8 protein-coding genes are annotated in these 9,947 nt (G+C 68.3%); 4 read left to right on the top strand and 4 right to left on the bottom strand.

The features are described 5' to 3' along the window. Window positions 1-3: 3 nt before the first annotated feature. Window positions 4-153, bottom strand: a complete 150-nt coding sequence (locus FBY28_RS25910) for a hypothetical protein (protein WP_174241674.1) — start codon at window positions 151-153, stop codon at window positions 4-6. Window positions 154-423: 270 nt separating this feature from the next. After that, window positions 424-1,509 (bottom strand): fatty acid desaturase family protein, encoded by a 1,086-nt coding sequence (locus FBY28_RS17795; RefSeq protein WP_141868729.1) that lies wholly within the window; start codon window positions 1,507-1,509, stop codon window positions 424-426. Window positions 1,510-1,633: 124 nt separating this feature from the next. On the opposite strand from FBY28_RS17795, the gene FBY28_RS17790 reads away from it, so the two are divergent. Further along, window positions 1,634-2,482: an NYN domain-containing protein gene (locus tag FBY28_RS17790; protein ID WP_141868728.1), complete on the top strand. Its 849-nt coding sequence runs from the start codon at window positions 1,634-1,636 to the stop codon at window positions 2,480-2,482. 3 nt (window positions 2,483-2,485) lie between these two features. On the opposite strand, the gene stpK7 is transcribed toward FBY28_RS17790, so the two are convergent. Together stpK7 and FBY28_RS17780 are read right to left on the bottom strand one after the other, a co-directional pair. Further along, window positions 2,486-4,243 (bottom strand): serine/threonine protein kinase StpK7, encoded by a 1,758-nt coding sequence (gene stpK7, locus FBY28_RS17785; protein ID WP_141868727.1) that lies wholly within the window; start codon window positions 4,241-4,243, stop codon window positions 2,486-2,488. A gap of 99 nt (window positions 4,244-4,342) precedes the next feature. Continuing rightward, the gene (locus tag FBY28_RS17780; protein ID WP_141868726.1) at window positions 4,343-5,770 is read right to left on the bottom strand and encodes a DUF4407 domain-containing protein; all 1,428 of its coding nucleotides are present in this window, start codon (window positions 5,768-5,770) and stop codon (window positions 4,343-4,345) included. Window positions 5,771-5,909: 139 nt separating this feature from the next. On the opposite strand from FBY28_RS17780, the gene FBY28_RS17775 reads away from it, so the two are divergent. The 3 genes from FBY28_RS17775 to FBY28_RS17765 are packed head-to-tail and all read left to right on the top strand — an operon-like array spanning window position 5,910 to window position 9,934. Next, window positions 5,910-8,273, top strand: coding sequence for a lysylphosphatidylglycerol synthase transmembrane domain-containing protein (locus FBY28_RS17775; protein WP_141868725.1), 2,364 nt, complete (start codon window positions 5,910-5,912; stop codon window positions 8,271-8,273). A 52-nt stretch (window positions 8,274-8,325) separates the two neighbouring features. Beyond that, entirely contained in the window at window positions 8,326-8,817 is a 492-nt protein-coding gene (locus FBY28_RS17770) for a TspO/MBR family protein (RefSeq protein WP_216847783.1), read from the top strand. Between the two features lies 1 nt (window position 8,818). Then, entirely contained in the window at window positions 8,819-9,934 is a 1,116-nt protein-coding gene (locus FBY28_RS17765) for a GGDEF domain-containing protein (RefSeq protein ID WP_141868724.1), read from the top strand. Window positions 9,935-9,947 lie beyond the last annotated feature (13 nt).

The following is a 9,947-nucleotide window of genomic DNA, read 5'->3' as shown; positions in this document are numbered from 1 at the left end:
GTCTCAGACGGTCCGCGCGGCGAAGGCTGCGCTGGAGATGATGCCGATGGCCAGTGCCGCGGTGCCGTAGCCAAGGAGGGCGGCGACCACGACAGCGCCGACAGCGCCGGCACCGAGCAGAACCATGATGACTGCCAGGAGAACACCACTCATGTCGACCTCTTTCTTATGACTGCGATCACAATGTAGCCCACCCGGTGTGTTGAATCACAGTCATTCGGGTATCGATTCGGGGGTAGCTGATCCGTACGCGCACACCGAAACTGGCAGGTGCGGACACGATGCGGGAGCGAAAAATCGTTAGCTCGTCGTAGCACCATCGCTCAGCTGGCCTAGTAAGACGGGCTAAGGGTTTAGCCGATTCGCGTATGCGGGTTCTTCACGACCCGATGACCGCACGGTTCCCCCGATCGGCGGACACACCTACTCGTGGGGAAGTGCCAGCCCGCCGGGAAGGGCCAGCCGGAAGTTGGTCCGCAGCGTCTGCAGGTACTGCCGCGGCAGCGAGCCGGTGGTGTAGGCGATCCCGTACCGCGCGCACAGCCCCCGCACCATCCCCGAGATCTCGGCATACCGATTGCTGGGGAGGTCAGGGAACAGATGATGTTCGATCTGATAGCACAGGTTCCCGCTGGAGAACGCCAATACCCGCCCCGCCCTGAAGTTCGCGGCGCCAAGCATCTGGCGCAAATACCAGTGCGCCCGCGTTTCGTTTTCCAGCACCGCAGGTTCGAATTGCTGAACCCCGTCGGGGAAGTGCCCACAGAAGATGACCACATAGGTCCACAGATTGCGCAGCAGGTTCGCACTCGCGTTGGCGGCCAGGATGCGGCGCCAACGCCGACCGCTCAGCACGGGCCAGAGCAGGTAATCCTTGGCAACCTGACGCCGGATCTTGGCGAACATGACCTGCCCGACGGACCGCTGCGCCTCCTTGCTGTCGCTGCGCTCACGCTCGGAGTGGTAACCATGACGCGCGATACCCCACTCGAAAATCAACGCCAACAACACGTTTCGCAACGGCTGCAGAACATGCTCGGGCTTCCATGGCTGGTCGCTCGACACCCGCAGGACCCCGAAACCGAGATCGTCGTCGACACCGAGCACATTGCTGAACACGTGGTGGCGATAGTTGTGCGAGTACCGCCACTGCGCAGATGATGCGACCATGTCCCACTCCCAGGTGTTGGAGTGGATCTCCGGGTCGTTCATCCAGTCCCACTGGCCATGGGACACGTTGTGCCCGATCTCCATGTTCTCCACGGACTTCGCGTACGCCAATGCCGCGGTGCCGACCAACCAGCCCGCTCTGGACGTCGTCGCCGCAAGCAGCAACCGCGCCCCGAGGTCGAGTGTCCGCTGGAAGGCGATGACATGGCGGATATAGGCGGCGTCATCGGCACCGAGGCTTTGTTCCACCTCGCGCCGAATGCCGTCGAGCTCAGCACCGATGGCGTCGACGTCTGCATCAGTGAGGTTTGCGTAGTCCGCGATATCGCGTATGGCCACCGAAATCCCTGGTCCGTCCTTATGCGGCGGGAAGCCCCCGGACCACTGTGGTGCGCTTGCCAGCCTATCCCTTCCCGGGGACCATCCGCGCCACGCGGAAGCCCCGTGGGCCACACTGGTCTGCATGACCGAAACAGCACCGACCCGCGTCGCGGTCTATCTCGACTTCGACAACATCGTCATCTCCCGCTACGACCAGGTGAACGGGCGGAACTCGTTCCAGCGCGACAAGTCCAAGGGATTACAGCCCGAGGCACTGGAGCGCGCCACCGTCGACGTCGGGGCCGTCCTGGACTTCGCGTCATCGTTCGGCACGCTGGTCCTCACCCGTGCGTACGCCGACTGGTCGGCCGAGGTCAATGCCGGCTACCGAGAGCAACTCGTCGGCCGCGCAGTCGACCTCGTCCAGTTGTTCCCGGCAGCGGCCTACGGCAAGAACGGCGCCGATATCCGGCTGGCCGTCGACGCCGTGGAGGACATGTTCCGGCTGCCCGACCTGACCCATGTCGTCATCGTCGCCGGCGACTCGGACTACATCGCACTGGCCCAGCGCTGTAAGCGCCTGGGCCGCTACGTCGTCGGCATCGGTGTGGCCGGGTCGTCGAGCAAGGCGCTGGCCTCGGCCTGCGACGAGTTCGTCGTCTACGACGCGCTGCCCGGGGTGCCCGTGTTCGAGCCATCCGACCAGCCCAAGAGCGCCGCCCGGCGCACCAAGAAGTCCGGCGAGCCCGACCCCCAGACGGTGGCGACGGCGCTGTTGGTCCGGGCCCTGCACATCGGCACCGAAAAAGACGATGTCGACTGGCTGCACAACTCGGCGGTCAAGGCGCAGATGAAGCGAATGGACCCGTCGTTCAGCGAAAAGTCGCTGGGTTTTCGGTCGTTCAGCGATTTCCTGCGGTCGCGCACCGATGTCGTGGAGCTCGACGAGAGCTCGACCACCCGGATGGTGCGGCTGCGGTCCACCGACTGAGCGCTACCGCGCGGCGCCGTTGATCACCGGCTCGGTGATCATGCCGCGCTCCACACCCCACATGGTGGCGATGGTCCGGTACTCACCGGTGCCGATCAGATGGTTGACGGCCTGCAGCAACGGCCGGGCCAGCTCCGATCCCTTGGCCACCGGCCATCCGTAGGGCGCGGAGTCGAACACCTCCCCGGCAGGCACCAGGGCGCCGCCGCTGAGTTTGATGGCGAAACCCGCGACCGGCGAATCCGCGCTCATCGCATCGATATCGCCGGCGATCAACGCCGCGGTCACATCGTCCTGCCTGCCGAAGACCACCTTCTCGATCGGGGCCAGCCCAGCGGCCACACATTCGTCGCTCTTGGCCGGGATCTCGGCCGTCTCCTGAATCACGCTGTGGGCCACACCCACCCGTAAACCGCATGCCGCGGTCGGATCCACCGACGATCCCGCCCGCTGCGCCCACAACGTGCCCGCCTGGAAATAGGTGACGAAATCGACCAGCTTCTGCCGGGCCACCGTGTCGGTCACCGATGACATCCCGACGTCGACCGTGCCGGCCTGCACCGCGGGGATGATGTCGTCGAACTCGCTCTCGCGGTACTCGGTGCCCAGGCCCATCGTCCGCGCCACCGCATCCATCAGATCCACGTCGAACCCGACGATCTCACCGTCGGAATTGGTGAATTCGTTTGGCGCGTATGGCACATTCACACCGATGACGAGTGTGCCCGCGGCCCGCACGTCGGCGGGCACCGCGGCGGCGATCGCGGGCACCGCGCCCTCGGGCCACTGCCCGGCGTCACGGGTTTCCTGCCACTTCCACACCCCGACCACACCGGCACCGACGAGCACCAACACCCCGGCCAGCACCAGCGCCCGGCGCGGAGTCCGGCGCGACTGCGGTGCCCGCCGCCGGGCCGTGTGCCGACCGGATCCGGTGATACGCACCGGAGCCCGCAGCGCACGCGTCGCCGCGGCCGCCAGCTCCGCACCGGTCTGATACCGCTTCTCCGGTTTCTTGGCCATGCCCGTGGCGATCACCTCGTCGAACGGGGCCAGCCGCGGATTCGTTTCCGAGGGTTTCGGCGTCGGTGACACCATGTGCCCGGCGATCTGCTGCTCCAGGCTGTCGGCCGGGTAGGGCCTGGCACCGGTGAGACATTCGTAGAGCACACAGGTCAGCGCGTAGGTGTCCGCGCGGGCGTCGGCATACCCGCCGTCGAACCGTTCGGGCGCCATATAGGCCAGCGTGCCCAACGTGCTGCCCGCCGTCGTCATACCGGTCTCCCCCGCGGTGCGGGCCAGACCGAAGTCGATGAGATAGGCGAAATTCGACTTGGTCAACAGGATGTTCGACGGCTTGATATCGCGGTGGATCAGGCCCTGCTGGTGGGCGGCATCCAGCGCCGAGGCGATCTGTTCGACCACCTTCACCGCGAACGTCGGATCCAACGGCTTGCCGGTCTCGGACAACAGTTCTCCGAGCGTGCGTCCCTCGATGAGGCGCATGTCCAGGTACAGCCGGCCGTCGATCTCACCGAAACCGTGGATCGGCACCACATGCGGATCGTTGACCCCGGCGGCGGCCTGCGATTCGCGGCGGAAGCGTTGCTGGAACACCTTGTCCTGGGCCATCTGCGGCGGCAGCACCTTCAACGCCACCACGCGATCGGTCTTGGTGTCGTAGGCCCGGTACACCTCGCCCATGCCGCCCCGGCCGATCAGCCCCCGCAGCTGATAGTGGCCGAACGGCGTCGAGTCCACCTGTTTTCCTCCCGGCGCAGGCCTGCGGGCCTCGTGATGTCGATCGAAGTTACATCACAGGTGGCAAAAATGTCATGACGAGAATGTCATGACGAGACGTTATCCGGGCGGCAGTTGCCGCGGACCCGCATCCGAGGTCAGCTCCGCGGGCGCATCGGATTCGTCGAGCAGCACGGTGCGCCGCGACTCGATGTGCGGCCCGGTCGCATCCACCCACTCCCGGTTCGAGGTGACCTGCCCGAGCTGCTCGGCACCCTCGGGATCGGCGTCCGACTCGACGGTCACCCGATGCGTGCGCCGCAGCGTGAAGTGGAACTCCTCGGTCTCGGTGAACACCTGGCGCAGGGGCTTGCCCACCGTCCGCGCGACGTTCCTGGAAACGTTGTCGACGGCCCCGGCCACGATCGGCGGGACGAACGGCATGATCAGCCGCGCCGCGGCGTTGGTGACCTCACCGATGACGGGCATCCCGCGCTGCGGCTCGAGCTCGCTGGTCTTCTGCACCGCGGGCAGCTCGGCTCGGGCCACCCGCTCGGCCACCACCACTTCGGGCACCTCGGGCACCTCGGGCACCTCGGGCCCTGCCGCGCACGCCTGAGCCACCCGGCGGCGCTGCCGCTCGGCGTCGATCTCGTTCTGCGCCGCGATCGCCATCCGCGCGCTGTTGAGCTCCTGCTCGGCCCACATCTGATCGACCTGGGCGCGCACCTGCGCCCGATTGACCGCGATCGCCGTGTCGGCCGCCGTATCGGCCTCGACCGCCGTCGTGCCACGCCACCGCTTCAGCCACAGCGGCAACACCGTCAGCAGCACGAAGAAGGCGACCACCAGCAGCCGCAGGATCACCGAACCCGGATGGTCGAGGACATAGGTGTTCATCGCCTGCCAGCGCACGCCGAGCCCACCGGTCAGGGTGTCCTGACGCGCCTGCGCCAGCGCCTGCTCCCTGATGCGCACCTCATCGTCCAACACCGGCGCGCGGCCGTCCCGGTCGGCGACCGCGGCGTCGAGGCGGCGCTGGGCGTCGTCGAGGAACGCATCGGCGGTGCGTGCTTCCGGACCGCTACCCGGCACCCCGGTGATGCGGATCTGCGGGCAGGCCGCGGACGGATTGACCTCGCAGCGCGCCACGATGAGCGCCTCGTCGCGATTGCGGTTGGCCTGCGCGACGGCCTCGTCCAGACCGGTCCGCTCGGCACGCGCCTGCTGCAGTGCCGCCGTTGCCGTGGCGGCCGCCGGGGAATCCCGCGCGGTCAGCACCTGGTCGATCTGCCCGCCGAACACCGCCACCGCAGCGAGCTCACCGAGCAGCAGACCCGCCGCGACAGCGACGGCCATCCGGGCCCCGAAAGCCGTGGCCGCGCCCTGTGTCACAGCCCACACCACGGCCCAGAACACGGCGCCGAACATCAGCGCCGCCGCGATCACCGCGGTCGGCGGCCAGGTCGTCGAACCGGCCAGCGCCAGCCCGCTCACCAGCGCGGCCACCGCGCCGATCAGCGGCTCGCAGATTTTCTCGCCACGCATAGAGGCCCCCACAGTCTCTTTCCCGGTGCTGTGCGCCAGGCGGAAAAACCACGCCGGCCGCGAATGACCGGAATTCTCTCACAACGCGGTGTGTCCCGCCTCGCGCACCGATCCGCCCGCCCCGGTTACGTTTGTCCCCGTGCGAGTCGACGGTCGGGACATCAGCGTCACCGGCAGCTTGCTGCAACCGCTGACCCGGCGCACCAACGAGATCCTGCGGGTGGTGCTGTCGGCGGTGTTCCTTGCCGTCGTCATCACCAGCTCACTGATCACCCGTAACGACTGGGTGGCCCTGGAACGGTCGATCTCCGAGATCATCGGCGTGCTGACCCCCACCCAATCCAACCTGGTCTATCTGGCGTACGGGGTGGCCATCCTGGCGCTGCCGTTCGTCATCCTGGTTCAGCTGATCATCGGCAGGCACTGGCGGCTGTTGGCCGCCTACGGTGCCGCCGGCCTGATCGCGGTGCTGGCACTGTCGATCACCGGCCGCGGAATCGCGGCGCCGCAGTGGCATTTCGACCTCGGGGACCGGCTCGACACCCAGCTCTCGCAGTTCCTCGACGATCCGCGCTGGGTCGCATTGCTGGCCGCGGTGCTGACGGTGTCGGGGCCATGGCTGTCCCGCCGGCTGCGCCGATACTGGTGGGCCTTGCTGCTGGCCTTCGTGCCGATCCACCTGTTCGTCAGCGCCGTCGTGCCCGCCCGCACCCTGCTCGGGCTGGCCGTCGGCTGGTTCGTCGGCGCCCTGGTGGTCTGGGTGGTGGGTACTCCCGCGTTGGAGGTCCCGCTCGACGGCGCGGTGCGCGCGCTGGCCCGCCGCGGTTTCGTCGTCTCCGCCCTGGCCGTCATCCGGGCGCCCAGCGAGGGCGCGCTGGTGCTGGCGGCCACCGGTCCCGACAGCACCGCCGTGGTCGAGCTGTACGGACCCAACCAGCGCAGCGGCGGCGCGTTGAGCCAGCTGTGGCGAAAGTTCCGGCTGCGCAGCGACGAAACCGCCCCGCTGCACGCCTCGATGCGGCGCACCATCGAACACCGCGCGCTGATGGCCATCGCGATCGACACCCTGGGTCGGTCCAACATCTCCTCGGTATCGGTCAGCGCGCTCGACCGCGGCTGGACGCTGTATGCCCGCAAACCCGCGCGCGGTGTCCCGCTGAGCGCCGACGCCGCGCCCGTGACCGCCGTATGGGAAGCGCTGCGGGTGCTCCACGACAACCAGATCTCGCACGGCGACCTGTGCTGCGGCGAGATCACCGTGCACGACGGACAGGTGCAGTTCGGCGGGTTCGTCAACGCCGAGTACGGCGCCACCGACGCGCAGCTGCAATCCGATATCGCCCAGCTGCTGGTGACCACCTCGGCGATGTACGGACCGGAATCCGCGGTCGCCGCGGCCATCGACACCCTCGGCCGCGACACCGTGCTGACCGCATCGCGACGGCTCACCAAGACCGCCGTGCCCGCCCGCATCCGGGATTCCGTGGACGACCCCAAGGCCATCATCGAGGCCGCGCGCGCGCAGGTCCAGCACCAGACCGGGGCCGACAAGATCCGCACCGAGACCATCACCCGGTTCACCCGCATCCAGCTCATCCAGCTGGTGCTGCTGGTCGCTCTGGTCTACGTGGCCTACCCCTTCATCAGCACCGTGCCGGCGTTCTTCGACGAGCTCGGCAACGCGAACTGGTCGTGGGCGTTGGTCGGGCTCGGAGTGTCGGCGCTGCGCTATCTGGGCGCGGCCGGCGCGTTGTGGGCATGCGCCGACGGGCTGGTGTCCTACCGCCACCTGGCGATCATGCAGGTGGCCAACACCTTCGCCGCCACCACGACGCCCGCCGGTGTCGGCGGTCTGGCACTGAGCACCCGGGTGCTGCAGAAGGGCGGACTGTCCACCATGCGCGCCACCGCGGCGGTCGCGCTGCAGCAGAGCGTGCAGGTGCTGGTGCACGTGGTGCTGCTGGTCCTGTTCACCACCATCGCCGGGGCGTCGGCGAACCTGTCGCATTTCGTGCCGAGCGCGACCGTTCTCTATCTGGTCGCCGGTGTCGCTCTCGGGCTGGTGGGGGTCTTCCTGTCGGTGCCCAAGCTGCGGGGGTGGCTGGCCTCGTCGCTGGCGCCCAAGGTGCAGGAGGTCAAGACCGATCTCTGGGAGCTGTCCAAGGAACCCAAACGCCTCGCCCTGATCGTGCTGGGCGCCGCGGGCACCACGCTGGGGTCGGCGCTGGCGCTGTGGGCCAGCATCGAGGCCTTCGGGGGTGACACCTCGTTCGTCACGGTCACCGTCGTGACGATGATCGGCGGCACGCTCGCCTCCGCCGCCCCCACCCCCGGCGGTGTCGGCGCGGTGGAAGCCGCCCTGATCGGTGGGCTGGCCGCCTTCGGTGTCCCGGCCGCCGTCGCGGTGCCCGCGGTCCTGCTCTACCGGGTGCTGACCTGCTGGCTGCCGGTGTTCGTGGGCTGGCCGGTGATGCGCTGGCTGACCCGCAGGGACATGATCTGAGAGTTTCACCCTCTCGGCGGGTGGATACTGGACAGGGACACCCACGTCCCCCATGAGCCTGGAGCATCCCTTGCAGATTCGCACCCTCGCACCGACCGCACTCGCCGTCGCCGCCACGGCGGTGGTCGGCAGCCTGGCCAGCAAACCGGCCGTCGAATCCGACTGGTACGCCAAGCTCAAGAAGCCGCCCTACCAGCCGCCCGGAGCGGCGTTCCCGGTCGCGTGGACCTCGCTCTACACCGATATCGCCGTCGTCTCGTCCCAGACGCTCGACGAAGCACCGCCGGAGGTGCGCCGCGGTTACATCCGGGCCCTGGTGCTGAACCTGATCCTCAACGGCGGCTGGTCCTGGCTGTTCTTCAACCGGCGCAAGCTCGGCGCATCGGCCATCGCCGCCGGGGCGCTGGCCGTCAGCAGCGCCGACCTGACCCGCCGCGCCGTGGCCGTGCGGGGCGCCAAGGCCGCACCGCTGGGCCTCTATCCGCTGTGGTGCACCTTCGCCACCGCCTTATCCACCCATATCTGGGTGCTCAACCGTCGCTGACTTGCGGCGTCGTTCCACGGTCTGGCGCCTCGCCGGTGCGCCGCACTACACCGATCAGTTCCGGCTGTGGTGGAACGACGACGTCGACCACCACTTCCTGCTGAACTTTCTGCGGGCACGCGGCTTCCTGACATCGCTGCGAATGGTCATCGCCTCGGTCGGGGCGCTCATGGCGGTGGCGATGTTCGCGCTGCTGGCCACCGATCTCGCCGAGCCGGCCGGACCGATTCGGGTTCTGGTCACCGGGATCACCGTCTTCGCGGTGGCCTGGCCGTTCTACTGGCTGTTCGGCCCGTGGCCGACCCCGCGGATGTCGATCGCACTGTTCCTGCTCATCGATACCGCGATCGCGGTGGCCGGTTTCGCCCACCGCGACCCGCTCGCCGGTTTGACCGCGACGCCGGTGTTCGCGGTGACCGGCATCTACATCCTGTTCTTCCACGGCGCCCGCGCCATGGTCGCGCATCTGGTGATCGTGGTCGTGGCGATCGCCGCGCTGGCCACCCGGCTGGCGGTCTCGGACTATCCCGAGGCGGTGCCCCTGACCGTGGGCAAGACCGCGGTGGCCCTGCTGGTCACGGTGTTCATCCTGCCGTTCGCGCAGTTCGCGTTCTGGCTGATCCGGAACAGCTCGGTGGAATCACTGTTCGACCCGCTGACCACGCTGGCCAATCGGCGCGGACTGCGCGCCCACATGTCCCGACTGATCAGCACCGGCGAACCGCTGACCAACCTGTGTGTGTTCGTCATCGACATCGACAAGTTCAAGAACGTCAACGACCGGCACGGCCACGCCGTCGGCGACGACATCCTGGTCCAGACCGCAGCGCAGCTGCGTCGGGTGCTCGGCGAGCCGGCGCTGGCCGCCCGCACCGGTGGCGAGGAATTCGTCGCCGTCGACACCATGGCGGCCGATCGGGCAGCCGAGGTGGGATCGCTGCTGCGGGCGGCGATCGGCGAGGTGGGCCCGCCCGGGGTGACGGTCAGCATCGGTGCGGCATGCGGGCCGGTGCAGAGCATGGAGTGCTTCGAGCGGCTGCTGGAGAACGCCGATACCGCCATGTACCGCGCCAAACACGACGGCGGCGACCGGGTGTCCATCGCCGACCCTGCGTAGCCAACGCCCCGCC

The sequence above is a fragment of the Arthrobacter sp. SLBN-53 genome, from assembly GCF_006715585.1.
Classification (GTDB): domain Bacteria; phylum Actinomycetota; class Actinomycetes; order Mycobacteriales; family Mycobacteriaceae; genus Mycobacterium; species Mycobacterium neoaurum_A.
This window is presented reverse-complemented; position numbering and strand designations above follow the sequence as displayed.